We start from the raw sequence: 26404 nt of genomic DNA, 5'->3' as shown, positions 1-26404 counted from the left end.
TCGGTTATATATCTAAATAGCAAAGTTCTATAATAACCCCGCTCTCTTTAACAATGCGTCTGGTTTTGGTTCTTGACCTCTAAAACGCTTGTATAATTCCATTGGTGGTTCAGTTCCGCCTTTTGAAAGTACATTTTCTTTGAATTTTGTTGCCACTTCTTTATTGAAAATTCCCTTTTCTTTGAAATATTCAAAAGCATCAGCGTCCAGAACTTCTGCCCATTTATAACTGTAATAACCTGAAGAATAACCGCCTTGAAAAATATGTGAAAATGCAGTACTCATAGCATTTTCAGCTACTTCAGGATACAATTGAGTATTGGCAAATTGCTCGGTTTCAAAAGCTTTTATATTGCTGATATTTGAAGGATCTTGACCGTGCCAACCCATATCTAATAATCCAAAACTAAGCTGACGCATCGTAGCTAATCCTTCTTGGAAACTAGCACTTTCCTTGATCTTATTTACATATTCCTGTGGAATCACTTCACCGGTTTCATAATGTGTTGCAAACAAAGCTAAAGCTTCAGGCTCGTAACACCAATTTTCCATCACTTGGCTTGGTAATTCAACAAAATCCCAGTAAACCGAAGTCCCTGATAAACTTGGATAAATAGTATTGGCTAACATCCCGTGTAATCCATGTCCAAATTCATGGAATAAAGTTGTTACTTCATTAAAGGTTAATAGTGAAGGCTTTGTTTCAGTCGGTTTAGTGAAATTGCAAACATTTGAAACGTGTGGCCTTTCGTTAACGCCATTTTTCACATATTGCGATTTAAAAGAAGTCATCCAAGCGCCATTGCGTTTTCCTTTTCTTGGAAAAAAATCAGCATAAAATACTGCTACTAAATCCTTATTTTCGTCTGTCACTTCATAAGTCATAACTTCTGGATGGTATTTATCTATGTCAAATACCTCTGTAAAAGTCAATCCGTAAAGTTTGTCAGCAATTGTAAACGCTCCTTTTAGAACTTTTTCTAATTGAAAATAAGGTTTTAATTTTTCATCGTCTAAATTAAAAAGTTGCTGTTTTAATTTTTCAGAATAATAACCACCATCCCATTTTTCTAATTGCTCGATTCCGTCTAATTCTTTGGCGAAAGCCGATAGTTGCTCGAATTCTTTTAATGCGGCAGGTTTTGCTTTTGATAATAAATCATTCGAGAATGAAAGAACTTTTTCAGGACTTTGCGCCATTCTTTCTTCTAAAACAAAATGAGCATGTGTAGTGTATCCTAATAATTGTGCTCTTTCAAAACGCAATTTGGCAATTTTCAATACAATTTCCTGATTATCAAATTCGTTATTTTGAAATCCTCTTGCACCAAATGCAATTGCTAGTTTTTTACGCAATTCTCGATTATCAGCATAGGTCATAAAGGGAACATAACTCGGATGGTCTAACGTGAATATCCAGCCTTCTTTGTCTTGGGCTTTCGCCAAAGATCGTGCAGCTTCAATAGTGCCTTCAGGTAGTCCTGACAAATCTTTTTCATCAGTCAAGTGCATTTCGAAAGCATTCGTTTCAACTAATATATTTTCGCCAAACTGCAAACTTAGTTTCGATAGTTCTTTGTCGATTTCACGTAATTGATTTTTTTTATCTTCCGCAAGATTAGCTCCATTACGAGAAAAACTTTTGTATTTCTTGTCTAATAAAGTGCTTTGCTCAGGACTAAGTTTTAAAGACTCTTTTGAATCATAAACGGCTTTTACTCGTGCAAACAATTCTGGATTTAAGGTTATGTCATTTCCAAATTCAGATAATAATGGCGAAACCTCTTGTGCGATTTTTTGCATTTCGTCATTAGTTTCAGCAGAATTTAGGTTGAAGAAAATACTTGAAGCTCTGTCTAGTATTTCTCCTGCATAATCCATTGCTACAATCGTGTTTTCAAATGTAGCAGTCTCAGGATTTTTTATAATAGCATAAATTTCGGCTTTTGCCAAAGTAATTCCTTCTTGTATTGCGGGTAAATAATCTTCGTTTTTTATTTGTGAAAACGGAGCCGTATTGTGTTTTGTAGAAAAGTATTTTGTTAAAACATTCATTGTTTATGTGGTTGATTCTAATATTTGAATAATAAGTTTTTGAAGTGCAAAGGTAGCAATTTATAAAAAAAGGCAGTAATGTAAAAGTCGGCAATATCTTGCTATGATGATACTAACATGATGTTATAGTTATGTTATTTATTTACTATCTGGGTTTAAAAGTCGTAAATTGGAAAAAGATTAATTATTCTATGTAGTTGATCAAAAACATTTTAAAATAAAGTTATGAATTACAAAATTGCAATAAAACGTATTGATACGGTGAATGATGTAGAAGGATATTGGTCAGATGACGATTTAATTCAATTACTTGATAAGTTCAATTATCCAGATGGAGCAAACGCTGAGAAAAAGAATTTGCCAGAGCTATTAGAAATGGCAATTTCTGATTACGAGCCTAGTGAAGCGGCTGAAATTGTATTACACTATAAATTTTCGGAGGAGTTAAACGAAGGGCAAATACAGCAAATTGCTCACAATATGTTGATTGATAAAGTGTGCGAAGAATATCCTGAAATTCACATGCAGGGGAGATTGTTTCATGTAAATCAATTGTTGTTTAAGGCTTATAATGGCAAGTTTCCAAATGCGAAAGCGTCAGTAGTTCATTTTTCAATTACTCCAGCTGAAGTTGATGAGTCAAAAATTTTGACTAAAGAAAATGTATTGAAATTATTGAACAATGGTTTATCTGATCGAAATCTGATCAAACGATTATTTGATGATCAAATGACTCAAAATATTCCATTTCCAGAGTCCGAAGGAATTATATGGGAACTGAATACAATTGATAAAGTTAACTATACTTTAGTAACTTCTGAAAATTGGATAAATAATGAGGATTTAATAAGTTCCCATTTTGAAAGCGCACTAGAAGAAAGTGTTGAAACGATTTAGTTTAATTAAGAGCTTAAAAAAAAGTAAAGGATTCCAATTTTTTGAAAGCCTTTACTTTTTAACTAATTATTCGAAATTAATCAATTCTGATTAATTGGCCTGATTTTTATTTTTTTAAACTTTCGGAAGCTGTAAGTACGGCCTCTTTCAAATCTAATTTATATGCAATAATTCGATCTAGAACAGAACTATCACTACTTCCTATAATTTGAGCAGCTAGAATTCCAGCATTTTTAGCGCCATTTAAAGCTACAGTCGCAACTGGAACGCCGCCAGGCATTTGCAAAATAGAAAGAACTGAATCCCAGCCATCAATAGAATTACTAGATTTTACTGGAACCCCTATCACTGGAAGTGGCGACATAGATGCAACCATTCCTGGTAAATGCGCAGCTCCACCAGCTCCAGCAATCACTACTGAAACGCCTCTTCTATGTGCATTTTGGCTAAAGTCAAATAACTTTTCAGGTGTTCTATGTGCTGATACAATATCAACTTCTACCTCGATTTCAAATGATTTTAATATGTCTATTGCTTCTTGCATTACGGGCATATCTGAGATACTTCCCATTATTACGGCTACTTTCATGTTTGTTTTTTAGATATTTGTAGACAACCTTTATATAGGTGTTTTTTATTTTTTCGAATCGCTGATTACTCTAATGCTATTCTTGACATCTTCAGCAATTTTTCTTGCTTCTACAATATCAGAATTTACAATAGTAACATGCCCCATTTTTCTAAAAGGACGCGTTTGTTTCTTTCCGTAAATATGTGGTGTAACGCCATTCCAACTCATTATTTTTTCGATGTTTTCATAAACAACATCTCCAGAATATCCTTCAGCACCAACTAAGTTTACCATAATTCCAGCCACTTTACTTTCGGTATTACCTAGCGGTAAATTTAAAATAGCTCTCAAATGGTTTTCAAATTGTGAAGTATAACTAGCTTCGATAGAATAATGTCCTGAGTTATGCGGGCGGGGAGCTACTTCGTTTACTATAATCTCGTCGTCTTCTCTTTGAAACATTTCGACAGCTAACAATCCAACATGATTGAATTTTTCTGAAACTGTTAGAGCAATCTCTCTTGCTTTTTCAGCGACTTTAGCATCAATTCGAGCAGGACAAATTACATATTCTACTTGGTTCGCTTCTGGATGAAACTCCATTTCAACCACAGGATATGTTTTTATTTCGCCTGACGGGGACCGACAAACAATAACTGCTAATTCATTTTTAAACGGTATCATTTCTTCCGCAATGCATTCTACATTAGCTAAATTGTCTAAATCGGATACTTGTCTAATTACTTTTACACCATTACCATCGTATCCAAATTCAGTACATTTCCATACAAAAGGCAATTCGATTTTCGATTCCAAGATTGCTACAACCAAGCTTTTTATATTCTTAAACCTTTTGTAGTTGGCTGTAGGAATAGCATGCTCAGTGTAGAAATCTTTCTGAACGCCTTTGTTTTGAATTAATTTCAGTGTTTTTGGCGAAGGATAAACTTTTAATCCCTCTGCCTCTAATTTTACTAAAGCTTCCAGATTAACTAATTCAATTTCGAAAGTTAAAACGTCGACTAGTTTTCCGAAATTATAAACCGTTTCAAAATCCATCAAATCACCTTTGAAGAATTTGTCACAAGCAATTTTGCAAGGTGCTTCATCGCTTGGATCTAGAACATAAGTTTGTATATCAAATTTTCGTGTGTCAAATAATAGCATTTTACCTAGCTGTCCGCCACCTAAAATTCCTAATTTAAAATCGGAAGAAAAATAATTCATTTGTTTTAGCTATTGTTTATTAACTGTCAAATGCAGTCGCTCCGCACGTGTCATTGTGTAGTTGTATGTTTATGCAAAGATACTTTATAAAGACTAAATCCGAAAACGCTATTTAATTTTCTTCAAAATTTCTCGAGCAACTGCTTTATACGCATAGGAATGTTTGCTGTAATCGTCAGTAAGAATTCGACGTAATTCGGGATAAATCCAATCATACTTTTTGCCAAGTTGGTGTAAAGTTCTAATGGAATACGCCTTAGTAGCCACTTTGATACGATCACTAATGAGCCAATCGAGGCAACTTTCTATAATTAGCTCCTCTTGAAAGCTTGTCAAAATACTACATTTACTTAAAAACATTGATATTTTTGAAATGGATCGCAAAGAACTCTCACTGTCAAAGGTTTTTAAATTTTTACAAAAGTCATTGAGAAAATCAGTTAAGTAAAATAACTTTTTCTCTAGGACTAATTCCATAATCCAGCAGGCTTTATGATGGTTTTTGTCTTTTGTGTTTAATGCTATTTCAAATAGGCTAGGGAATAAGTTTTGATCAGTTAAAATTCCGTTAGCAATAGCATCTCTGCTTGTACGATGAGCAGTGCTATCAGAGATTTTTTTATAAAGTTCGCTGTTCATAAAGTGCTAAAAAACATATTATTTTCAAATGTACACTATTCTTGTGGTTCTAAACCTGAATTCTCAATTCAGAAATTGCTATATTTGCCAATTATTTTAAACATCTAAAAATGATACAACTTCACGATAAACAATTTGTTCCGTTCATTTCTGCTAAAGAAATCGAGTTTGCTTTGACAAAAATGGTTGCACAAATAGAGGATGATTTTATTGATGAAACACCAGTTTTTGTAGGAGTATTGAATGGCTCTTTCATGGTAGTTTCTGATTTTATGAAATTGTATAAAAGACCGTGTGAAGTGTCATTTATAAAAATGGCGTCTTACGAAGGAACTTCTACTACAAACGAAGTAAAGCAGTTAATAGGTCTTAATCAAGACTTGACTGGTCGTAGCGTGATAATAATTGAGGATATTGTAGATACTGGAAATACATTAGTGGAGCTAAAAGCATTGTTCAAAGATCAAAATGTAAAACATTTTAAAATAGCAACACTTTTCTTTAAACCTGAAGCCTATACAAAGGATGTAAAAATAGATTACGTTGGAATCAGAATTCCTAACAAATTTATTGTTGGTTATGGCTTAGACTACGATGGTTTAGGAAGAAATTTGCCAGAAGTATATAAACTAAAAGAATAACTATACAACCACAACATGACTAATATTGTTTTATTTGGAAAACCAGGAGCTGGGAAAGGAACCCAAGCCGAATTTTTAAAAGAAAAATATAAATTAACGCACATATCAACTGGAGATGTATTTCGTTTTAATCTAAAAAATGATACAGAACTAGGCAAGCAAGCAAGAGTGTATATGGATGCTGGTGACTTAGTCCCAGATGAATTAACTACAAAAATGCTGATTGATGAGGTAAATAAACATCCAGATACTAATGGAATTTTGTTTGACGGTTACCCAAGAACGATTTCTCAAGCGGAGGCTTTAGACGTCTTTCTTACTTCAATTGATTCAAAAGTGGCAGCTACAATTGCACTTGAAGCTGATGATGAAGTTTTAGTTCAACGTTTACTTGAAAGAGGGAAAACAAGTGGTAGAATTGACGATCAAGATGAAGCGAAAATCAGAAATCGTTACGATGAATATAATGAAAAAACAGCTCCTTTAATGGATTATTATAAAGTTCAAGGCAAGTTTCACGCAGTAAATGGAATAGGTTCCATTGCAGAAATTACTGATAGAGTAAGTAACATTATAGATAATTTATAGAAGCTTGTTCCAGCTTTTCATTGCAAGTCCTCACTTATAAAACGTATTTTCTCAGCTATAAAAGGAGCTTCCGCTGGTCGCTCTTTTTTGTCAAGAAAATTACCTTTTATAAGTTCTGGGCTTTGCACTGCAATCTGGGCTAAAATAATGAATAATTAAAAACTCGATTTTAAAAAACGAAAAATCGAATGAGAATACCTAAACGAATCAAAATAACAACTTGGAAATAATAATAATATTTTTTCTGATACTGCTAAATGGGGTTTTCTCCATGTCCGAAATTGCCTTAATTTCAGCACGAAAAAATAGATTAGAAACTGCAGCAAAAAAAGGCAACAAAAGCGCAAAAATAGCGCTGGATTTGGCGAACTCGCCAAATAAATTTTTATCAACCGTACAAATAGGAATTACTTTAATAGGAATTTTGACCGGTATATACAGTGGTGATAAAATAACCACTGATGTTCAAATATTTATACAAGGATTTGAGATTCTTAAACCCTACGCGCCTGCTGTTGCAGTAGGAGTTGTGGTTGTAGTATTGACATTTTTCTCTTTAGTTTTAGGTGAACTATTGCCTAAAAGAATTGGATTAAACCATCCTGAAGCAATCGCTAAAGCGGTGGCGCTACCTATGAAGATTGTTTCAATAGTAACAGCGCCTTTTATATGGTTGCTAACACACTCAACGGAGTTTTTACTTAATGTTTTGCAAATAAAACCTACCGCTGACGGTAAGGTAACAGAAGAGGAGATAAAAGCAATTATCAAAGAAGGAACTGAAGGTGGAGAAGTTCAGGAAATAGAACAAGATATCGTGGAACGCGTTTTTCACATCGGAGACAGAAAAATAAACTCTTTGATGACACATAGAAAAGCAGTAATGTTTCTGCCTCAAAATGCTAATAAAGAAGAAGTAAAAGATTTTATGCTGAAAGAATTACATTCTATCTATCCGGTTTATAATGGAAATTATGATGATATAGTAGGAGTAGTAAATCTCAAAAATATTTTCGCCAATTTTGAAAATCCAAATTTCAATCTGGAAAATATAATGACTGAAGCTCCTTTTATGATGGAGCAAACTACTGCTTATGTAGCATTGGAAAACTTTAAAAAAACGGGTATTCATTACGCTTTTGTATCTGATGAATATGGCGTTTTTCAAGGAATTATAACATTGAATGATATTCTTGAAGCATTAGTAGGTGATGCGTCTGACTTTTATAAAGATGATTTTCAACTAATAGAAAGAGAAGATGGCACCTGGTTAGTTGACGGTCATTATTCATTACACGATTTCTTGACTTACTTCGAGTTAGACGAATTAATCAATGATTATGAAGTTACTACAGTGAGCGGATTAATAATGACGGAACTTTCTCGTATACCAAGACAAGGAGAGAAGTTGATTTGGCAAAAGTTTGAGTTGGAAGTGATTGATATGGATGGCGTGAAGATTGATAAAGTAATGGTGAAAGCATTACGTATATAATAATAGCTTTGTATCAATATGAAATGAGTTTTATTGATAGAGTTGAAAATTGAATAGTAGAAAAAATGACAGAGGGGAATTTTGTAGATTACGTAAAAATATTTGTTTCTTCCGGTAAAGGAGGTAAAGGATCTACGCATTTGCATAGAGAAAAGTTTATTGAAAAAGGTGGGCCTGATGGTGGTGATGGTGGTCGTGGTGGTCACGTTTATTTAGTGGGAAACAAAGGTCTTTGGACATTGTTTCATCTAAAGTTTGCGCGTCATATCAAAGCTGGTAACGGTGGAGATGGAAGCGGAGACAGAAGTACTGGTGCTGATGGTGATGATAAATACATAGAAGTTCCGTTAGGTACTGTCGTAAAAGACAAAGAAACTGGAGAAACATTATTTGAAATTACCGAAGACGGTGAGAAGCAAGTGCTTTCTCGCGGAGGTAAAGGTGGTTTAGGAAACTGGCATTTTAGAAGTTCAACAAATCAAACTCCTAGATATTCTCAGCCGGGTTTGCCTGGCGTAGAAATGGATGTAATTTTAGAATTAAAAGTTCTTGCTGACGTTGGATTAGTAGGTTTTCCTAATGCTGGTAAATCAACTTTATTATCTGTTTTAACTTCTGCTAAACCAAAAATTGCGGATTATCCTTTTACAACATTAAAACCGAATCTTGGAATTGTAGCCTACAGAGATTTTCAATCTTTTGTAATTGCTGATATTCCTGGGATTATTGAAGGAGCTGCGGAAGGAAAAGGATTAGGTCATTATTTCTTGCGTCATATTGAGCGTAATTCAACCTTACTTTTTCTAGTTCCTGTGGATACGCCAGATATTAAGGGTGAATATGATATTTTAGTTAATGAGTTAACGAAATACAATCCAGAGATGTTAGATAAGGAACGTATGATTGTGATCTCTAAATGTGATATGCTGGATGATGAATTGAAAGCAGAATTGAAAGCAGAATTAGATGTTTCTTTCAAAGGTATTCCGTATATGTTTATCTCCTCTATTGCTCAACAAGGATTGACGGAATTGAAAGATAAATTATGGAAAATGTTGAATGAATAGACCATAAAATTTTCATAATAAAGGTGTTCTAGAAATAGAGCGCCTTTTTTTATGCGAAATTGTTAAATTCATAAAATTATATTAAAAAGAGAAGTGATATTGATGTTTGTTTAGGAAATAGATGGGGAGATTGCGAAAATGATTTATATTCGCACAACAAAAAAATAGTTATATTATGAGAAAAATAATTTTTTTCTTTACAATGTGCCTCGTGGCTTTTCCAGCGAAAGCAGATGAAGGAATGTGGTTTTTGATGTTTATCGAAAGATTGAACCATAGAGATATGGAGAAAATGGGGTTGCAGCTTACAGCTGAAGAAATTTACAGCATCAATAATCATAGTTTGAAAGATGCCGTAGTTCAATTTAACGGTGGATGTACTGCTGAAATGGTTTCTAAAGAAGGATTAGTTCTAACAAATCACCACTGTGGTTATGACGCTATTGCGGAGCTTTCTTCTGAAGAGCAAAATTATTTAAAAAATGGTTTTTGGGCGAAGGATAAAAGCGCTGAGATGAAACCAAAATCATTATTCGTTCGTTTTTTCGTTCGTATGGATGATGTTTCTAAAAGAATTTTATCTAAAGTAAATGATAAAATGACAGAAGCAGAAAGAAATAAAGCGATTCAGCAAGAAATGTCATTGATCGAAAAAGAAAATAGCGAAGGTGGAAAATACACCGTTTCTGTTCGTCCTTTCTTTCAAGGAAATGAGTATTACTATTTCGTTTATCAAGATTATAAAGATGTACGTTTAGTAGGAACTCCTCCAGAAAGTCTAGGAAAATTTGGTGGTGATACTGACAACTGGGAATGGCCAAGACATACAGCTGATTTCTCTATGTTTAGAGTATATACAGATGCTAATGGAAATCCAGCAGAATATTCTAAAAATAATGTGCCATTGCAACCTAAACACCATTTGCCAGTAAGCATTAAAGGTGTTGAGGAAAATGATTTTGCTATGATATTGGGTTATCCAGGACGTACAAACCGTTGGATGCCAGCAGGTGGAATTGAGCAAAATGTAAAATTTGCTTATCCAGCATGGGTTGAGGGTGCTAAAACCGGAATGGATGTAATGAAACGTTACATGGATAAAGATGAAACGGTGAAGTTAGAATATGCTTCTAAATACGCTTCGACTGCTAATTACTGGAAAAACCGTCAGGGAATGATTGATGCTTTGACTAAAGCAGGAACGGCAAAAACTAAAGAAAAAGAAGAAGCTAAATTTAATGTTTGGGCTAACAAAAAAGCGAACAAATCAAAATATGGTAACGTAATCGCAACGATTAATGACTATTATGCTCAAACAAATTTAAAGACAAGCCATGATAATTACTTATCGCAATTAATGCGAACTTCTTCTTATGGAGGTGCTCCAGCTAATGTAGGAAATTCATTAATCGCTTATTACAAAGAAAATGAAGCGAAAAGAAAAGAAATGCTTCCTAGATTGAATGTGCTTATTGAAAATGTATATGGCAAATTTCATGCTCCATTAGAGAAAGATGTTTTTGCAGCGCAATTAAATTTATACACTTCTAAAGGGGCTGCTTATGGACTTCCTGAAGTTGTTGCAAGATTAAAAGAAGATAATAAAGGTGATTTTACTTCTTATGTAAATAATGCCGTAGCAAAAAGTATTTTTGCTACTAAAGAAAGTGTATTAGCTTTCATGAAAGATCCTAAACCAGAGAACATTACAAATGACCCTTTATATGTCGTTTCGAATGAATTATTGGTGAAAATGAGAGCAAGATCTGCTGAGCAAGTAAAAGCAGCTGATGATTTCGAAATAGCTTTTCGCAATCTTGTAGCGGGTTTACGTGAATCTAAAATGAACTCTATTAAATATCCAGATGCAAATTCAACTTTAAGATTGACTTACGGAAAAGTACGCGCTTTGCCAGCTGATCAACGAAATGATGCAGAAGTAAACAATTATACTACAATGACCGGAATGGTTAAAAAGTACAAAGCAGGAGATCAAGAATTTGATTTACCAGCTCGTTTATTAGAGTTAAATGCAGCGAAAGATTTTGGACAATATGCTGATAAAAATGGGTATATGCCAGTAAATTTCTTGACTGATAATGACATAACAGGTGGGAATTCAGGGTCTCCGGTTTTAAACGGAAAAGGAGAGCTTACGGGTATTGCTTTTGATGGAAATATTGAAGCGATGGCTGGAGATGTTATCTTTGATGCAAAATTACAAAGAACAATTAACGTTGATATTCGTTACGTGTTATGGATTATTGATAAGTACGCAGGCGCTAAACATATCATTGATGAAATGACAATTGTAAAATAAATTAGTGTTATAAATTATAAAAGCCTCTTAACTTGTGATCGAAAACAAGTTAAGAGGCTTTTTATTGCAAAAACCTTTTGAATTGAAAATAGATTTCAAGTATAAATTTCGTTATTTTTGAACAATGAAACATAGTATTTTTTTAATTGTATTTCTACCCATCATTATGGGGGCTCAATCTAATTTTGAAAAGGCAGAGGATTTGTTCCAAGAAGAGAAGTATGAACAGGCACAAACCTTATTTGAATCGCTGTATAGTTCTAATCCATCTAATCTAAAAACGATCGAGTATTTAGGCGATATAGCGGGACAAAGCAAGAACTGGGATAAGGCAATTGTCTATTATAAAAAACTCAAAGAGTTGAAACCCGCAGAAGCCGATTACCATTATAAATATGGTGGCGCCATGGGAATGAAAGCTAAGGAATCTAATAAATTCAAGGCGCTTGGAATGATTGATGCAGTTAAAGCTTCTTTTGAAAAAGCCATAAGCCTAAATCCAAAACATATTGATGCGCGTTGGGCTTTAATTGAATTGTATATTCAGTTGCCAGGTTTTGTTGGAGGTAGTGAATCTAAAGCTATAAAGTATTCTAATGAATTGTTACAAATTTCCACTGTTGATGGCTATTTGTCACGAGGACATATTGATGAGTATTTCAAGCGATATGAAGCAGCTGAAAAACAATATAAAAAAGCAGTTGCGTTAACAGGTTCAAAAACTAGTTATTATAAATTAGCTAGTCTTTATAAAAATAAGATGAGAGATCCTGAAAAGGCAAAATCTATTTTAGAATCGTATAATGATAAAAAAAATCAAGGGAGGCTTAATTAACCTTGAGTATAAAAAACTTAAACTAAATAATTAGAATGCGTACACATTTTATAGCAGTTGGTGGCAGTGCCATGCACAATTTAGCACTCGCTTTGCACAACAAAGGGTATCAAGTTACCGGAAGTGATGATGCTATTTTTGAGCCATCGAAATCCAGATTAGACAAAAAAGGAATTTTACCAGCAGATTTAGGTTGGTATCCTGAAAAAATTACTGCTGATATTGAGGCTGTTATTCTTGGAATGCATGCTAAAGCTGATAATCCTGAATTGCTTAAAGCACAGGAATTAGGACTTAAAATTTATTCTTATCCTGAATTTTTATACGAACAATCAAAAAATAAAACACGCGTTGTTATAGGTGGTTCTCACGGAAAGACCACAATAACATCAATGATTTTGCATGTAATGCATTACCATGACATCGCTGTCGATTATATGGTAGGTGCACAACTGGAGGGTTTTGACACGATGGTTCATCTTACAGAAGAAAATGATTTTATCGTTTTAGAAGGAGATGAGTATTTATCATCACCTATTGATAGAAGACCTAAGTTTCATTTATATCAACCGAATATTGCTCTAATTTCTGGTATTGCCTGGGATCATATTAATGTTTTTCCAACGTATGAGAATTATGTCGAGCAGTTTGAGGTTTTTATTGGTAAAATCACTAATGGTGGAATTTTAGTTTATAATGAAGAAGATGCTGAGGTGAAACGTGTTGCGGAAGCAGCAACGAATCCCATTAGAAAAATGGCGTATCATACGCCAAAATATACAGTTGAAAATGGTGTGACATTACTGGAGACTCCTGAAGGCGATATGCCGATAGAAGTTTTTGGTGCGCACAATCTTAATAATTTGGCTGGCGCCAAATGGATTTGCCAAAATATGGGAGTTGATGAAGCGGAATTCTACGAAGCGATTGCTACTTTTAAAGGAGCATCTAAACGTTTAGAGAAGATTGTAGAAAGTAAAACTAAAGTAGCCTATAAAGATTTTGCACATTCTCCAAGTAAAGTTGCGGCGACTACTAAAGCGGTCAAAGAACAATATCCAAACCGAACTTTAATAGCTTGTTTAGAGTTGCATACGTATAGCAGTTTGAATGCCGAGTTTTTAAAGGAATACGAAGGTGCATTAGAATTTGCGGATAAAGCAGTTGTTTTTTACTCACCAGATGCAGTGAAAATTAAACAACTAGATGAAGTGAGTTATGATCAAATTGCTACTGCTTTTAATCGAAAAGATTTAATTATATATACTAATCCAGCAGAGTTCAAAGATTTTTTATTCAAACAAGATTTCGATAATTCGGCTCTATTATTGATGAGTTCAGGTAATTATGGTGGTTTGAATTTTGATGAGGTAAAAGATTTAATTATCGGTTAAAGTTTTAGTATGAATTAGTTTAAAATTAATATTATGGCTGAAAATTCCTTTTTCCCTATTACCAATTGGTCTGAAGATGATAAGCCACGAGAAAAACTAATGCTAAAAGGCAAAAGTGCTTTGAGTGACGCAGAATTGATTGCTATTTTAATAGGATCGGGGAGCAGGAATGAATCAGCAGTTGATTTAAGCAAACGAATTTTAGCGAGTGTTGATAATAACTTGAACGCTTTAGGTAAACTATCGATTACGCAATTAATGACTTTTAAAGGAATTGGCGAAGCAAAAGCAATTTCAATAATTGCTGCCATGGAATTAGGAAGACGCAGGCGTTCTGAAGATGCGCTGGAATTGAAAAAAGTTACCTCTAGTAAGGTTATTTTTGAAATCATGCAGCCTATTATTGGTGAATTACCTCATGAAGAGTTTTGGATTATTTATTTGAATAATTCGAATAAGGTAATTTCTAAATCGCAGCTCAGTAAAGGTGGAATCACGGGAACTTTGGTCGATGTGCGAATTGTATTCAAAACGGCACTCGAAATGGGAGCAACTGCGTTAATATTATGTCACAATCATCCTTCGGGAACTTTGGTTCCAAGCGAAGCAGACAAACAGATTACTAGAAAGTTGAAATTAGCAGGAGAAAGTTTAGAAATAAAAGTACTAGATCATCTTATCGTAACTGAAGCTAGTTATTATAGCTTTGCAGATGAAGGTATATTTTAAAATTTAAAAATGAAACAAACACATATAAAGGACGTATTCTTTGATTTAGATCACACACTGTGGGACTTTGACAAAAATTCTGAATTAACTTTTGGTGGAATATTTTCTAGAAACCATCCTGAAGTACAAATTAAAGATTTTATTGAGAAATATGTGCCTATTAATCAGTCGTGTTGGAAATTATATCAATATGACAAAATTACGCATGAAGAATTGCGTTATAATAGATTAAAATATTCGTTTGATGCCATAAATTATTCCATTTCAGATAATGAAATAAATAAAATATCTGACGAGTATATTGCTTTTTTACCAGAAAATAATCATCTTTTTGATGGTGCGATTGAACTTTTGGACTATTTAGAACCAAAATATAATTTGCATATTATTACAAATGGTTTTGCTGAAGTTCAGTTTAAAAAAATGAATAACTCAAAGATTACTTCGTACTTTTTGACAATTACTAACTCTGAAATGGCGGGTGTGAAGAAGCCAAATCCCATCATATTCGATTACGCTTTAGATTTGGCTAAAGCCAAAAAAGAAAATAGCATCATGATTGGTGATAGCTTAGATGCCGATGTACAAGGCGCGCTAGATGCGGGTTTAGATGCTATTTATTTCAATGAAAATAAGGAAATTGTCGAAGATCACATCAAACAAATTAATCATTTATTAGAACTTAAAAAATATTTATAAATTATGAAAAAGTCATTTTTACTATTATTAATCCTGTTAGCTGGAGTTTCGTACGGTCAATCTGTAAATGATTATAAGGCTGTAATTGTTCCTCAAAAATATGAATTTCTAAAATCGGATAATCAATATCGTTTAAATACGTTAACTAAGTTCAATTTTAATAATGCAGGTTTTATTGCTTTCTATGCGACTGAGATTGTTCCAGCAGAGTATAGTGACCGTTGTGGTTTACTATACGCTGATGTCGAAAAAGAGAATGGATTTTTAATCACAAAGCTTTATGTGCTATTAAAGGATTGTAATGGTAAAGTCGTTTTTAAATCAAATGTAGGGAAAAGTAAAGAAAAAGACTATCAAAAGGCGTATATGGATGCGTTAAACGAGGCGTTTCAATCGGTGTACGACTTACAGTATAAATACAGCGGCGTAGCGCCTAAAGCGCAAGTGCTAAGTGTACCATTAACGCCACTTACACCAGCAGTAAATACGCAAGTCGTTGCTGATAAAATGCAGTCAAATGCAGTTATTAATGACGCTAACTTACTTTATGCGCAAGCTACTCCTACGGGATATCAATTGATTGATAGCACTCCAAAAGTTGTAATGAAATTGATGAAAACATCTCAACCTAATTCTTTTATCGCTATAAAGGATGCTATTCAAGGTTCGTTGATTTTGAAAGAGAATCAATGGTTTTTTGAGTATTATCAAAACGATAAATTAGTTTCTGAGAAAGTTAATGTTAAGTTTTAATAGGTAATTCAAAGTCCAATGTGAATAAGAATATATCTTTTGTCTTCATTACAATTTTAAAATCTAAAATCAGAAGCTAATAACCGTATTTATCTTTCCAACGGTTTTTAAGAAATTCCCGGATGCTATTCTCTCTTGAATTGTTTCCGGGGATATATATTGGGTTTTTACTGATCGCTTCAGGTAAAAATTCTTGTTCTGCAAAATTATTAGCATAATCATGCGAATATTTATACTCTTCACCATACCCTAATTCTTTCATCAATTTGGTTGGAGCATTTCGCAAATGAATTGGCACAGGCAAATCACCAGTTTGCTTTACTAATTGTTGTGCTGTCCCAATTGCTAAGTAAGAAGCATTGCTTTTAGGAGAAGTAGCAAGGTAAACCGCACATTGACTCAAAATAATTCTGCTTTCTGGATAGCCAATGGTACTAACTGCTTGAAATGTATTGTTGGCCATAATAAAAGCAGTTGGATTCGCATTTCCAATATCTTCACTGCTAAGAATCAACATTCTTCTGGCAATAAATTTTACATCCTCGCCTCCTTCAATCATTCTCGCCAGCCAGTAAACGGCTCCGTTAGGATCGCTCCCGCGAATAGATTTTATAAATGCTGAAACGATGTCATAATGTTGTTCTCCAGTCTTGTCATACAAAACCGTGTTTTGTTGTACTAATGAAAAAACAAGATCATTCGTGATTGTAATTTCATTTTCACTCGAAGCGTTTACAACAAGTTCAAAAATATTTAATAGTTTGCGTCCATCGCCACCTGAAAGTCGCAGTAATGCCTCTGTTTCGTTTAATTTTATGATTTTAGTCGATAAATAGGAGTCTATTTTCATCGCGCGTTCCAACAAAGACTCTAAATCTTTTTTAGAAAAGGCATTCAAAACATAAACCTGACAGCGGGAAAGTAGTGCGGGAATAACCTCAAAACTTGGGTTTTCTGTTGTAGCACCTATCAGTGTAATCCATCCTTTTTCGACTGCTGCTAATAAGGAATCTTGTTGCGATTTACTAAAACGGTGAATCTCATCAATAAAAAGAATTGGATTTTTGGCAGTAAATAAACCACCACTTTGCTTCGCTTTTTCAATCACATCTCTAATATCTTTAACTCCCGAATTGATAGCACTCAAAATATAAAAGGGACGTTTTGATTCTTGTGCAATTATTTGTGCTAAAGTTGTTTTTCCAGTTCCAGGAGGTCCCCAAAAAATTAAAGATGGGATAATTCCTTTTGCTATTTGTTGCGTCAAAGAGCCGTTTGGTCCAACCAGATGGGATTGACTGATGTAGTCTTCTAACTTTTGTGGTCGTATTCGTTCTGCAAGTGGTGCTTCCATTTATTATTAAATTTTAATTTTCAAATTAAAAATTGCCATTGGTAAAAATAACCTTTCTTTTTATTTTTTGGAGCTATTTCCAGCTTTCCGTTTCAATCTTTTCTTTTTTTTATTCACTCGTTCCTTGCAAATAAAAAAAAGAAAAGGATTTCCGCTGCAATCTGGGCTAGGCTTTTTGTTTGTAATTGTCTTTTGGTCTGTGCCATGACAAATTAGCATTAATTGGGTTTTGGCTATGTTTTTGAAACAAAATAAGTATTGATTTACGATATTTACTAAATGGATAAGGAATTTAGATTTACTAATGCTGTTGTTGTACTACCACTTTTTTTTGTGGTATTGCTCTGGTTTGTTTTTTGGTTAGAAGTCCGCTTTGATTTTGATTTTGTTCAAAATGGAATTTATCCAAGAACCTTTTCTGGATTACAGGGTATTATTTTCAGCCCTTTTATTCATGCTGATTTAGAACATTTATATAATAATTCACTACCATTATTGGTGCTTTTAGCGGCATTACAATTTTTTTATGCTAAACAATCGTTCCAGATTATAACTTATGGTATTGTACTTTCAGGAATTATAACGTGGAGTATTGGTCGGGAAAATTATCATATTGGTGCCAGCGGATTAATTTATGTATTGTTTAGTTTTATTTTCTTTAAGGGAATTCAAACAAAGCATATTCGGCTTGTGGCCCTGTCGCTTGCCGTAATTGTTGTTTATGGTGGATTAGTTTGGTATATTTTCCCAACTGCAGATGTTCCCGGTGAAAAGTCCATTTCCTGGGAAGGACATTTATCTGGATTACTAGCAGGTATTATTTTATCTACCATCTGTAAAACGCCCGAATATAAAAAAGCACCTAAATACGAGTGGGAAAAACCAGATTATAATCCGGAAAATGATACATTTATGCAGCGATTTGACGAAAATGGTAATTTTGTAAATCTTCCTAAAGTAGAGGAGGTATGCACTTTTACCTATTATTCTTCTGACATTCCTGTAACGTACGAAATCACTTCTAACGAAAAAAACGAATCAAAACCGGAGTTATAATTCGTTTTTTAATCTGAAATCAAAAATCGTTAATCAACAATCTTAAATTTTAACTTCTTTGTCTTACTGCTTCATATAAAAAAGCACCACAAGCAACAGAAACATTTAAAGATCCAATTGTTCCGAACATTGGCAGTTTTGCTTTCTCATCTACGATTTTTAAAACAGAAGGATTTACACCTCTATCTTCTGATCCCATGATAATAGCCACTGGTTCATTTAAAGCAATGTCGTATATGTTTTGGTCAGTTTTTTCAGTAGCGGCTACAGTCTTAATTCCACTAGCTTGCAAAAGAAAAATCGCATCTTTTATGTGTTCTACTTTACATATAGGAATATTAAAAACCGCTCCAGCAGATGTTTTTACAGTATCACCATTAACGGGAGCTGAACCTGCTTTTTGAACAATGATTCCATTCACCCCAGTACACTCAGCAGTTCTGATTATGGCGCCAAAATTACGAGCATCTGATATTTGATCCAAAATCAAAAACAATGGTTTTTTACCATTTTCTTGCACAGATTCGATAAGCGTTTCTAAATCAAAAAACGAAATAGGGGAGATAGTAGCTACGGCACCTTGATGATTGTTAGGAGTCAATCTATTCAGTTTTTCAACTGGTACATACGAAAAGTTGATGTTTCCTCTTTTCATTACTTTCATCAAGTCTTTCATCAGTTCGCTACTCGCTTCCTTTTGAATATAAACTTTGTCTACAGTTGCGCCTGCTTGAATAGCTTCAATTATTGCTCTAATCCCAAATATTTGATGTTCTTTTTCCATGGTGCAAAGATATAAAAAAATCCACCAGCTTTTGACTGGTGGATTTGTAGAAAGCATAAAAATAGTGAACTATTTTTTTCTTTTTAAAACTTCGTAAAATTCTCTAGGACCAGAACCAGGAGTGTTATAGCCATAGCTTAAATAAATAATGTCGCGTCTATCATTAGTACGTGTTACCTTATTTGAAGTACCACATTTCACGTTTGTTAAACTACTAGAGTCATTATTACATGTTAGGAATGGAGCGGTACCTTGTAATAAAGTCTCGCCAGTCACAGGGTTCGTCTTTAAAACAGTAACATTATTGGCAGCGTCTACGGTAAAATAAAAGAATCCTTCAAATAGACCAAAGAAACCTGCGTGCTTGTAAGTTGTTGCCGATATTGCTTCTATAATTCTAGTTCCTCCAAGTGCACCCCAGCCGTTATTTACACCAAGTCTCCAATAGTCTCCTCCAATTACCTCGTATTCACCTGCTAAACTCTCAGCTCCTAATGCTTTCACAGTTAAAGTGAAAGTGTTTAATTCAGCGATTGATTGTGATGACTCTTTTATTTCAAGAACGATATCTTTAAAATCAAATGGAACTAAGCCACCTGTTAATATTGTCATCGAAGCTTTTGCAGTCTTTGAACCAGCAGGAATTGTAAATGATTTTACAGGTAATGAAAATTCAACGCCTTCCTTTGCTTTTGATTTTGGACTTGTAGCAATTACTACAGTAACATCTTTGTCTAAAGCAATACCTTTACCACCTTTATACGTAATGTCAAATTCGTATTGTATAGGTGTATTAGCAACGGTTTTTATGACATTAAGTTCATTTACAGGTTTTGCAAACGATGTTAATACTGGACCTTTACCGAAATCAATTTCTTCTTGGTCTAATATAGCATCACATGAGGTAAAACCTACCATGATTAGCAGTAACGCTGCTATCTTTGATTTATTAATTATATTTTTCATAAATTTTAATTTTTATTTCCAAAAAGGATTATCAGTAAATGCATTTTGTGCAGTCTGTGCTGGCACATTTAAAGCGTTTCGTGCAATTTCAGACGCTGGGTAAAGTAGTCTAACTGGACGTGTTCCGCCACCCTCAGCAGGTTGTGGTAATCCAGCAGGGAAACCAGTTCTTGTCTTTTCGATCCACAACTCGATAGAAGAGGTACCGTTTAAAGCAACCCATTTTTGAGTGATGATCGCTTGAATTTTATTTGGTGAAGATGCCCAAGAAACATTGGCTATGTCTTGATTGTAATATGTTGCTGCTGCAGTTGCTGCACTTGGCACTTGCAATCTTGTAAATGATGCTGTGATTGCTGCTTCATATTTTGATTTTGCAGCTGCATCTCCACCAGCAATATAACCTCTAGATATAGCCTCAGCTTGCAGTAATAGCGCTTCTGGCATAGTCATAATAGCTTGTGATCCTGTTGCACTAACGATTAGGCCAGGTCCAACTTTAGAAACGTCTTTAGAAGTAAATCCTGTACCTGGAAGAGTAGTGGTTTGCGGTACACCTTTATAAGCTCCGCCAGTTTGTGCTGGAGCGTATAGCCTGTTTCTACGTAAATCATTTGTTGTAGTAAGGAAATTCAAAACGTAATCAGTTGCTACAGTAAAGTCTCCTCTATCTTGTTCCGCTCCCGTTGTAGGTTTTCTGAAATAATCAAAGAATGGATTTTGTTTGTCTGTATTATTGTTATAACCTGGATTTGCAACAATGTCAGCTGATATATATCCTGCTCCATTTGCATCTATTTTAGCGATTTCTCCCTTGATATATGCATCTTGGTTAGTATTACTTAAACGAACTAGCATTCTCAATTTGATGGTGTTAGCAAATTTCGCCCATTTAACCATGTCTCCTCCGTTAATTATATCTTGAACACCAGGATTTTCAGCGTTAGTAGGTAGGTTTAATGCTAAGGTAGCGGCAGCAGTCAATTCATCTATTACCGATTTGTAAATAACTTTCGCATCATCATACTTTGGAGTAATTATAGCACTCCTTTTATTTGCTTCAGTATAAGGAACATTACCGTAAAGATCTACCAAATACTGATATTGAAAACTTCTGAGGGTTGTTGCCATCGCTTTGTATGCGCTGTAATCTACAGCTCCACTTGCATCTTCATAATTTTGAACGTAAGTCAAATTCTTGAAAATTGTTGCGTAAGAGGTTTCGAAAATTGTAGCGTAAAAGCCTGAATTAACTGTGTATCTAGAAAACTCCTGATTTGTAGACCAGTTAGATGGCGTTGCCCAGTTGTATGCAATAAACTGTCCTAAATAAGTCATCTGTCTTGCATTTAAAGACGCAAGGTCTCTTTGTGCTACAGGAAGAGTTAATCGAGGGGTAGATATTGCGGGATTATTAGGATTTGTATTTACATCTAAATAATCACTACAGCTTACTATAGTCATGGTAGTAACTAAAAGTACTACACATGATTTTATGATTTTTATTGTGTTCATAATTTATGTATTAAAATGTTATATTGAAGTTAAGACCAAATTGTCTTGTTGGTGGTGTTTGAGCTTGTGTTCCTACACCAACAGCGTTTCCTGTAGTAAAGTTAAATTCAGGATCTGTAGTAACATTAGATTTAGGTCTAAGAGTCAATAAGTTTCTTCCAAAAACACCTACATTCATAGATTGGATACCAACTTTGTCTGTAAAAGTTGATGAGAAATCATAAGAGAGTGAAACTTCTCTTAACTTAAGAGTTGTTGCATCAGATATGTAATTTGCAAGTACAGTGTTGTATTCATCCCAAAATGCATTACCACCACCGTTAGTCAAACGATTCTCATTTGCAATGAATCCACCAGCGCCATCAGAATATGATGAATTAGGGAATACGAAAGGTTGTCTACCTGCAGTAACACTACGTTCTGATAAACCTGTAAATGATAATAAGTTGTCTATATTATTATAAAAAACGTGACCAGTTCTATAATCAGCTACAGCATACAAAGTCCAACCTTTATAAGAAAATGTTGTATTCATACCTAATATGTAATCTGGAGTTGTTTTGCCTTGTACAGCATTTTTAGAATCTTTTAATGGATTACCGTTTGGTCCAACGATTACTCTTCCTTGTGGGTCTTTTGTATAAGCTGATGTTTTTAGTAATGGGTAAGATTCTCCAACTTTTGCAATAACTTGTGCGTCAGCAAATCCACCTATGTTTACTTCTTCAACACCATCAAATAATGATAAAACTTTTGATTTAATTCCAGAATAATTTGTTCCTAATTTCCAAGAAAAATCTTGTGTTTTAAGAATTGTTCCTTTCAAATCTAATTCAAGACCTTTATTTTCAATCTCACCAATATTCGTTAAAATACTTCCTGCACCTGAAGCCAGAGAAACTTCAATTGGTACAATTTGGTCTGTTGAGTTTGTTTGGTAGTAAGTACCATTAAATGTTAATCTACTTCTAAATAAGCTTAATTCAACACCTACTTCTTTTGATAGCGTAAATTCAGGATTTAAATTAATATCTGGATCTCTTGATCCTTGTGATAATCCTGTTAGAGAACCGTAAGGGAATCCAGCAGGTGCTGAGAATATACCTTGTGTAGCAAAAACTTCTGGATCATTACCCGTTTTAGTTACGTTTACGGTAGCTTTTAGTACGTCAATTCCGTTATCACTTTTAATTCCTGGGAATGCATCTGAAACGACAAATGAAATTCCAGCTCCTGGATAAAAGAAAGAGTTGTTGTCTTTCGGTAAAGTTGATGACCAGTCATTTCTAGCTGTTACATTTAAGAAAAGGTAGTCTCTAAATCCTAAAGTAAAGTCTCCATAAACACCTTGTCTTCTAAATTGGTCAGCATATTCTCCACCGCCTAATTCACCCGTTCTTGTTGATACATTGTAAAAGTCTGGTATGATTAGATTGTCTCCATTAACTGAAACTTGATTAGAGGTGGTTAATCTAGTATTTGCACCTACTGTTAATTTCGTATTAAAATCTTTATTAATGTCTTTGTCAAATTTAAGTAAAATGTCGTTGTTGAAACGCTGGCCATTTGTTATTCTATTTGCTGTAGATGCACCATAGGCATCCATTTCAGAATATACATCTTTTAGATGAAATGCATAAGTGAATGCTCCAAATTGTCTTTTGAAATCTGCTGAGTTACTTGTGTAACCTGTGTTTACAGATAAGGTTAACCAATCAGTAAATTTGTAATCAATATTAGACAACATATTGAACTCAGTATAATTATTCTTTTCTCTTTGAGTGTCAATGATGAAATAAGGATTTTCATAAAATCTGTAGAAAGAAACTTCATTTCTCGTAAACTGTCCAGTTTGCCAGTTTTGCATCTGATCTAAAGGAATGTGTAAAGGAGTGTTTAGGACGTTCCAGTACAATGGTCTTCCTTGTCGTCCAGCTACTTCACTCACTTGGTTTGCGTGAGATCTATAGAAACTTACGTTTCCGCCTACTGTCAAATTGTTGTATTTTCTAGATCCTTTTAATCTAACATTAGTTCTGTTATAAGTGTCCTTAGGTACGATTCCTGTAGTGTTTGTTTGATCTACAGAAAATAGAAAATCACTAGTTTCATCTCCTCCTTTAAAAGTGACTCCATGTCTTGTAGATACACCAGTGTTAAAAAAGTTTCTAACATTGTTTTTTACCGGTGTAAACGGTACTAACCACACAGATCCGTCATCAAGAGTTTCACTTGCTTCAACCATACGACCATCGTAGCGAGGTCCCCAGTTAACATTTTCTAAAGGATAAAGAGTTCCGTCAGGAAATCCACCAACACCAAATTCATCTTGAATTTGCGGCAAATATGATACTGTTTCTAGTTGAACTGAATTGTTATACGTAATAGATAATTTTCCGCTACCTTTTTTAGTAGTTATTACTAAAACACCATTCGCTGCTTCTGTACCATAAAGAGCTGATGCATTTGCTCCTTTTAAGATAGTTACGTTGTCAATGTCATTTGGGTTAATGCGATCTAGAACACCTCTTGAAGATGGAAAGCCATCGATTACAATAAGCGCTTCATTGTTTCCAAGTAATGATCTGTTACCTCTTAATACTACTCTTGTACTTGGATTTACTCCATTATTAGTAACATTTACTTGTAAACCAGACACTTTACCTGCCAGTGCAGTTGCAACGTTTACCGCTTTTGTTTTCGTTAAATCCTCGCTTTTAATGTTGTCTGTAGAATACGCAAGTTCTTTTGGCCTTCTTTTAATACCTAAAGCAGTTACAACAACTCCTTCTAGAACTACTGAATCGTCCTTAAGTTTTACGTTAAGTTTTGCATTGCTTGCAGAAGCTTCTTGAGATTTCATACCAATATAGCTAAATACTAATACTTGACTTGGCGTAGCTTTAATTGAGAATTTTCCGTCAAAATCTGTTTGTGTCGAAGTTTGTGATCCTTTAACTAACACGTTTACCCCTGGTATTGGCAAACCTGTGTTGTCGGATACAGTCCCTGAAACAACTCTTTCTTGCGCAAAAGTGATTTGCGCTACTAGTACTAGTAATAGTACTAAGAATCCATTGAACTTTAGTTTCATTTTTAATTATTTTGAATTAGTTCAACAAACTTCTTAATAAATTGTTAACATTCCAAGTAAACAAAAAGTTATTTTATGCATGCATCTAAAATTTAACATTATAACTAATATGGATAATTGTGTTAGATATTTCAAATTGCTGTTTTTTTGCATGACCATTGGCGATCGCTAATTTTAATAACCCGTTATTTGTTTGTAAGCCAAATCCAGCTCCGATCCCAATTAAATTTTCTGAAATATCTGCTTTTTCTATCTCGGATTTATTTCTAAATATACTGTAATCCAGTATGCTATGTAAATATAATTTCGGTGAAAGTAGATAACGGTATTCTGTAAGTAGGGTGGATGAAAAATAGGCTTGTAGGCTGTTTTCATTAAATCCTCTAATGCTATTTAATCCGCCAAAACGGAATAATTCATTCGTAATATAACGGTTGCTTTTTAAATAATTATTTTGACTGTTAAAATGAAATGAATTTTTTTTGTTAATATAAAAATTGTGCGTTGCGTGAATGTTAACAATTAATTGTTTGTTCTTTGAATCGTCCGTTGAATTAGTGATTCCTCTTGAACCTATTCCCAATGAGGTTTGAAATTTAGATTGTATTGGAAATAACAGATTTGTTGGGTCAGTACTAGTATATTCAAAACTTGAAGTTATAAATGAATTGTTATAATCGCTAACTGAGTTGTTGCTTGAGTTTTGTATGTCACTAGATTGAGTCACATGATATCCTAAATACAATCGTGAATTGTAATTCGCATAATAACTAAAATCGATTGCAGTTTTTGTGTTTTGAAAAGTAGAGTCTTGCCTAAAAATATGTAGTTGTGCTTTTATTCCTATTGGAGTTTTAAAAAGATAGGGTACTTCAATTTGGCCATTAAATGTTTTTTGGTCGTTGCCATCAGTTTTCCAATATAAAGATAGTTGTTCGCCAGATCCTAAAATATTTTCGAGTGTGATATCTAAATATCCTGTCAATGTGATTTTTTTATTATCATTGTTAGAAAAGCCCAGAAAGCCATCAAATGTATTAGAATTTCGCTTTTCTAAATAGATATAGACGTTAGTATTGTCTTTGGTAAATAAAATTTCTGGATATTTTATTTGATTAACAAAACTAAATTTTTGGAAATCGCTATAAATGCGCTCTACTGTTTTTTGATTGAAGACTGAGTTTTTATATTTTTTGTTGATTTGTTTTAAATGCCCTTGAGGGAATTTGTTTGATTGTCCGTTTTCTGGATATTGAACTATAATGGAATTGAGTTTTCTTTTTTCCTCTGTTTCTAGTTGTAGATCGGCGTATAGATTGTCATTTTTTATTTCGATGTTAATCAACTTTAATTTTGCTAAAGCATATCCGTCTTGTTCTAATTTTTTGATACTCTCATTAAGGAAAAAATCTAACTCTGTGTAAGGTATCTCTATTTTATTATTTTTTGGAGCGATTGAAGTCAAGCTATGTAAAAGTTTGTCAACGCCTATATATAGGTGGATCGTTTTTACTCTTTGTCCTAAGGTGATTTTTGCATCATAAATCGAATCGTTTATTTTGCTAGCTTGTGATGCGATGTTATATAAATAGCCTATTTTATATAAATTAGCGGAAAGGGTGTTTATTTCGTCGGTAATTAACTTTATGTTTTTGTGTTTTGTGTTGTATTTTAATGAGTCTATCATTTTTGTTTCTTCGCTTGTTTGTCCAGTTATGCGCAAGT

Annotated in this window: 22 protein-coding genes; 12 read left to right on the top strand and 10 right to left on the bottom strand. The window is 33.9% G+C overall.

Going from position 1 to position 26404, the window contains the following annotated elements; genetic code table 11:
• Positions 1 to 27: 27 nt before the first annotated feature.
• Entirely contained in the window at positions 28 to 2055 is a 2028-nt protein-coding gene (locus LNP27_RS01615; protein WP_229942784.1) for a M3 family metallopeptidase, read from the bottom strand.
• A gap of 225 nt (positions 2056 to 2280) precedes the next feature.
• On the opposite strand from LNP27_RS01615, the gene LNP27_RS01610 reads away from it, so the two are divergent.
• Positions 2281 to 2952, top strand: a complete 672-nt coding sequence (locus LNP27_RS01610; protein WP_229942783.1) for a hypothetical protein — start codon at positions 2281 to 2283, stop codon at positions 2950 to 2952.
• A gap of 106 nt (positions 2953 to 3058) precedes the next feature.
• Here LNP27_RS01610 and purE read toward each other — a convergent pair whose 3' ends face one another.
• From purE to LNP27_RS01595, 3 genes are all read right to left on the bottom strand, one after another.
• Positions 3059 to 3541 carry a 5-(carboxyamino)imidazole ribonucleotide mutase gene (purE, locus tag LNP27_RS01605; protein WP_229942782.1) on the bottom strand — a complete coding sequence of 161 codons (483 nt, stop codon included), beginning with the start codon at positions 3539 to 3541 and terminating at the stop codon, positions 3059 to 3061.
• A 45-nt stretch (positions 3542 to 3586) separates the two neighbouring features.
• Positions 3587 to 4750, bottom strand: a complete 1164-nt coding sequence (locus tag LNP27_RS01600) for a 5-(carboxyamino)imidazole ribonucleotide synthase (RefSeq protein WP_229942781.1) — start codon at positions 4748 to 4750, stop codon at positions 3587 to 3589.
• 108 nt (positions 4751 to 4858) lie between these two features.
• Positions 4859 to 5389, bottom strand: coding sequence for a hypothetical protein (locus LNP27_RS01595; RefSeq protein WP_229942780.1), 531 nt, complete (start codon positions 5387 to 5389; stop codon positions 4859 to 4861).
• A gap of 110 nt (positions 5390 to 5499) precedes the next feature.
• Here LNP27_RS01595 and hpt point away from each other — a divergent pair, with 110 nt between their 5' ends.
• From hpt to LNP27_RS01545, 10 genes are all read left to right on the top strand, one after another.
• A complete protein-coding gene (gene hpt / locus LNP27_RS01590) occupies positions 5500 to 6030 on the top strand; it encodes a hypoxanthine phosphoribosyltransferase (protein ID WP_229942779.1) in 531 nt (176 codons plus the stop codon).
• A 15-nt stretch (positions 6031 to 6045) separates the two neighbouring features.
• The gene (locus tag LNP27_RS01585) at positions 6046 to 6618 is read left to right on the top strand and encodes an adenylate kinase (protein ID WP_229942778.1); all 573 of its coding nucleotides are present in this window, start codon (positions 6046 to 6048) and stop codon (positions 6616 to 6618) included.
• Positions 6619 to 6889: 271 nt separating this feature from the next.
• Positions 6890 to 8113 (top strand): hemolysin family protein, encoded by a 1224-nt coding sequence (locus tag LNP27_RS01580; RefSeq protein ID WP_229942777.1) that lies wholly within the window; start codon positions 6890 to 6892, stop codon positions 8111 to 8113.
• A 65-nt stretch (positions 8114 to 8178) separates the two neighbouring features.
• Positions 8179 to 9180, top strand: coding sequence for a GTPase ObgE (obgE, locus tag LNP27_RS01575; protein WP_229942776.1), 1002 nt, complete (start codon positions 8179 to 8181; stop codon positions 9178 to 9180).
• A gap of 175 nt (positions 9181 to 9355) precedes the next feature.
• Positions 9356 to 11500 carry a S46 family peptidase gene (locus tag LNP27_RS01570; protein WP_229942775.1) on the top strand — a complete coding sequence of 715 codons (2145 nt, stop codon included), beginning with the start codon at positions 9356 to 9358 and terminating at the stop codon, positions 11498 to 11500.
• Between the two features lie 124 nt (positions 11501 to 11624).
• On the top strand, positions 11625 to 12335 hold the full coding sequence (locus LNP27_RS01565) for a tetratricopeptide repeat protein (RefSeq protein ID WP_229942774.1): 711 nt from the start codon (positions 11625 to 11627) through the stop codon (positions 12333 to 12335).
• A gap of 35 nt (positions 12336 to 12370) precedes the next feature.
• Positions 12371 to 13729 (top strand): UDP-N-acetylmuramate--L-alanine ligase, encoded by a 1359-nt coding sequence (locus tag LNP27_RS01560; RefSeq protein WP_229942773.1) that lies wholly within the window; start codon positions 12371 to 12373, stop codon positions 13727 to 13729.
• A 33-nt stretch (positions 13730 to 13762) separates the two neighbouring features.
• Positions 13763 to 14458: a RadC family protein gene (gene radC, locus LNP27_RS01555; RefSeq protein WP_229942772.1), complete on the top strand. Its 696-nt coding sequence runs from the start codon at positions 13763 to 13765 to the stop codon at positions 14456 to 14458.
• Positions 14459 to 14467: 9 nt separating this feature from the next.
• Positions 14468 to 15157 (top strand): YjjG family noncanonical pyrimidine nucleotidase, encoded by a 690-nt coding sequence (locus tag LNP27_RS01550; protein ID WP_229942771.1) that lies wholly within the window; start codon positions 14468 to 14470, stop codon positions 15155 to 15157.
• Positions 15158 to 15160: 3 nt separating this feature from the next.
• Positions 15161 to 15910, top strand: a complete 750-nt coding sequence (locus LNP27_RS01545; protein ID WP_229942770.1) for a hypothetical protein — start codon at positions 15161 to 15163, stop codon at positions 15908 to 15910.
• A 76-nt stretch (positions 15911 to 15986) separates the two neighbouring features.
• Here the strand turns inward: LNP27_RS01545 and LNP27_RS01540 are convergent, their stop codons facing one another.
• Positions 15987 to 17264 carry a replication-associated recombination protein A gene (locus LNP27_RS01540; protein ID WP_229942769.1) on the bottom strand — a complete coding sequence of 426 codons (1278 nt, stop codon included), beginning with the start codon at positions 17262 to 17264 and terminating at the stop codon, positions 15987 to 15989.
• Positions 17265 to 17543: 279 nt separating this feature from the next.
• Here LNP27_RS01540 and LNP27_RS01535 point away from each other — a divergent pair, with 279 nt between their 5' ends.
• Positions 17544 to 18320 carry a rhomboid family intramembrane serine protease gene (locus tag LNP27_RS01535; protein ID WP_229942768.1) on the top strand — a complete coding sequence of 259 codons (777 nt, stop codon included), beginning with the start codon at positions 17544 to 17546 and terminating at the stop codon, positions 18318 to 18320.
• A 49-nt stretch (positions 18321 to 18369) separates the two neighbouring features.
• Here LNP27_RS01535 and rlmB read toward each other — a convergent pair whose 3' ends face one another.
• The 5 genes from rlmB to LNP27_RS01510 all read right to left on the bottom strand — a co-directional run bounded on the left by rlmB (position 18370) and on the right by LNP27_RS01510 (position 26366).
• Positions 18370 to 19104 (bottom strand): 23S rRNA (guanosine(2251)-2'-O)-methyltransferase RlmB, encoded by a 735-nt coding sequence (rlmB, locus tag LNP27_RS01530; protein WP_229942767.1) that lies wholly within the window; start codon positions 19102 to 19104, stop codon positions 18370 to 18372.
• A gap of 69 nt (positions 19105 to 19173) precedes the next feature.
• Complete coding sequence (locus tag LNP27_RS01525; RefSeq protein WP_229942766.1) at positions 19174 to 20070, bottom strand: hypothetical protein; 897 nt, start codon at positions 20068 to 20070, stop codon at positions 19174 to 19176.
• A 12-nt stretch (positions 20071 to 20082) separates the two neighbouring features.
• A complete protein-coding gene (locus LNP27_RS01520; protein ID WP_229942765.1) occupies positions 20083 to 21585 on the bottom strand; it encodes a SusD/RagB family nutrient-binding outer membrane lipoprotein in 1503 nt (500 codons plus the stop codon).
• Positions 21586 to 21595: 10 nt separating this feature from the next.
• Entirely contained in the window at positions 21596 to 24679 is a 3084-nt protein-coding gene (locus LNP27_RS01515) for a SusC/RagA family TonB-linked outer membrane protein (RefSeq protein WP_229942764.1), read from the bottom strand.
• A gap of 85 nt (positions 24680 to 24764) precedes the next feature.
• The gene (locus tag LNP27_RS01510) at positions 24765 to 26366 is read right to left on the bottom strand and encodes a BamA/TamA family outer membrane protein (RefSeq protein WP_229942763.1); all 1602 of its coding nucleotides are present in this window, start codon (positions 26364 to 26366) and stop codon (positions 24765 to 24767) included.
• Positions 26367 to 26404: the final 38 nt, after the last annotated feature.

This window comes from Flavobacterium galactosidilyticum (genome assembly GCF_020911945.1).
Classification (GTDB): Bacteria; Bacteroidota; Bacteroidia; order Flavobacteriales; family Flavobacteriaceae; genus Flavobacterium; species Flavobacterium galactosidilyticum.
The sequence above is the reverse complement of the archived record's forward strand: the minus strand, read 5'-3'. Positions and strand labels throughout refer to the sequence as shown.

What these genes read in the sequence shown, in the direction of transcription:
- LNP27_RS01615 (WP_229942784.1), bottom strand. Translation starts at nt 2,055, where the DNA reads ATGAATGTTTTAACAAAATACTTTTCTACAAAACACAATACGGCTCCG.
- LNP27_RS01610 (WP_229942783.1), top strand. Translation starts at nt 2,281, where the DNA reads ATGAATTACAAAATTGCAATAAAACGTATTGATACGGTGAATGATGTA.
- purE (WP_229942782.1), bottom strand. Translation starts at nt 3,541, where the DNA reads ATGAAAGTAGCCGTAATAATGGGAAGTATCTCAGATATGCCCGTAATG.
- LNP27_RS01600 (WP_229942781.1), bottom strand. Translation starts at nt 4,750, where the DNA reads ATGAATTATTTTTCTTCCGATTTTAAATTAGGAATTTTAGGTGGCGGA.
- LNP27_RS01595 (WP_229942780.1), bottom strand. Translation starts at nt 5,389, where the DNA reads ATGAACAGCGAACTTTATAAAAAAATCTCTGATAGCACTGCTCATCGT.
- hpt (WP_229942779.1), top strand. Translation starts at nt 5,500, where the DNA reads ATGATACAACTTCACGATAAACAATTTGTTCCGTTCATTTCTGCTAAA.
- LNP27_RS01585 (WP_229942778.1), top strand. Translation starts at nt 6,046, where the DNA reads ATGACTAATATTGTTTTATTTGGAAAACCAGGAGCTGGGAAAGGAACC.
- LNP27_RS01580 (WP_229942777.1), top strand. Translation starts at nt 6,890, where the DNA reads ATGTCCGAAATTGCCTTAATTTCAGCACGAAAAAATAGATTAGAAACT.
- obgE (WP_229942776.1), top strand. Translation starts at nt 8,179, where the DNA reads ATGACAGAGGGGAATTTTGTAGATTACGTAAAAATATTTGTTTCTTCC.
- LNP27_RS01570 (WP_229942775.1), top strand. Translation starts at nt 9,356, where the DNA reads ATGAGAAAAATAATTTTTTTCTTTACAATGTGCCTCGTGGCTTTTCCA.
- LNP27_RS01565 (WP_229942774.1), top strand. Translation starts at nt 11,625, where the DNA reads ATGAAACATAGTATTTTTTTAATTGTATTTCTACCCATCATTATGGGG.
- LNP27_RS01560 (WP_229942773.1), top strand. Translation starts at nt 12,371, where the DNA reads ATGCGTACACATTTTATAGCAGTTGGTGGCAGTGCCATGCACAATTTA.
- radC (WP_229942772.1), top strand. Translation starts at nt 13,763, where the DNA reads ATGGCTGAAAATTCCTTTTTCCCTATTACCAATTGGTCTGAAGATGAT.
- LNP27_RS01550 (WP_229942771.1), top strand. Translation starts at nt 14,468, where the DNA reads ATGAAACAAACACATATAAAGGACGTATTCTTTGATTTAGATCACACA.
- LNP27_RS01545 (WP_229942770.1), top strand. Translation starts at nt 15,161, where the DNA reads ATGAAAAAGTCATTTTTACTATTATTAATCCTGTTAGCTGGAGTTTCG.
- LNP27_RS01540 (WP_229942769.1), bottom strand. Translation starts at nt 17,264, where the DNA reads ATGGAAGCACCACTTGCAGAACGAATACGACCACAAAAGTTAGAAGAC.
- LNP27_RS01535 (WP_229942768.1), top strand. Translation starts at nt 17,544, where the DNA reads ATGGATAAGGAATTTAGATTTACTAATGCTGTTGTTGTACTACCACTT.
- rlmB (WP_229942767.1), bottom strand. Translation starts at nt 19,104, where the DNA reads ATGGAAAAAGAACATCAAATATTTGGGATTAGAGCAATAATTGAAGCT.
- LNP27_RS01525 (WP_229942766.1), bottom strand. Translation starts at nt 20,070, where the DNA reads ATGAAAAATATAATTAATAAATCAAAGATAGCAGCGTTACTGCTAATC.
- LNP27_RS01520 (WP_229942765.1), bottom strand. Translation starts at nt 21,585, where the DNA reads ATGAACACAATAAAAATCATAAAATCATGTGTAGTACTTTTAGTTACT.
- LNP27_RS01515 (WP_229942764.1), bottom strand. Translation starts at nt 24,679, where the DNA reads ATGAAACTAAAGTTCAATGGATTCTTAGTACTATTACTAGTACTAGTA.
- LNP27_RS01510 (WP_229942763.1), bottom strand. Translation starts at nt 26,366, where the DNA reads ATGATAGACTCATTAAAATACAACACAAAACACAAAAACATAAAGTTA.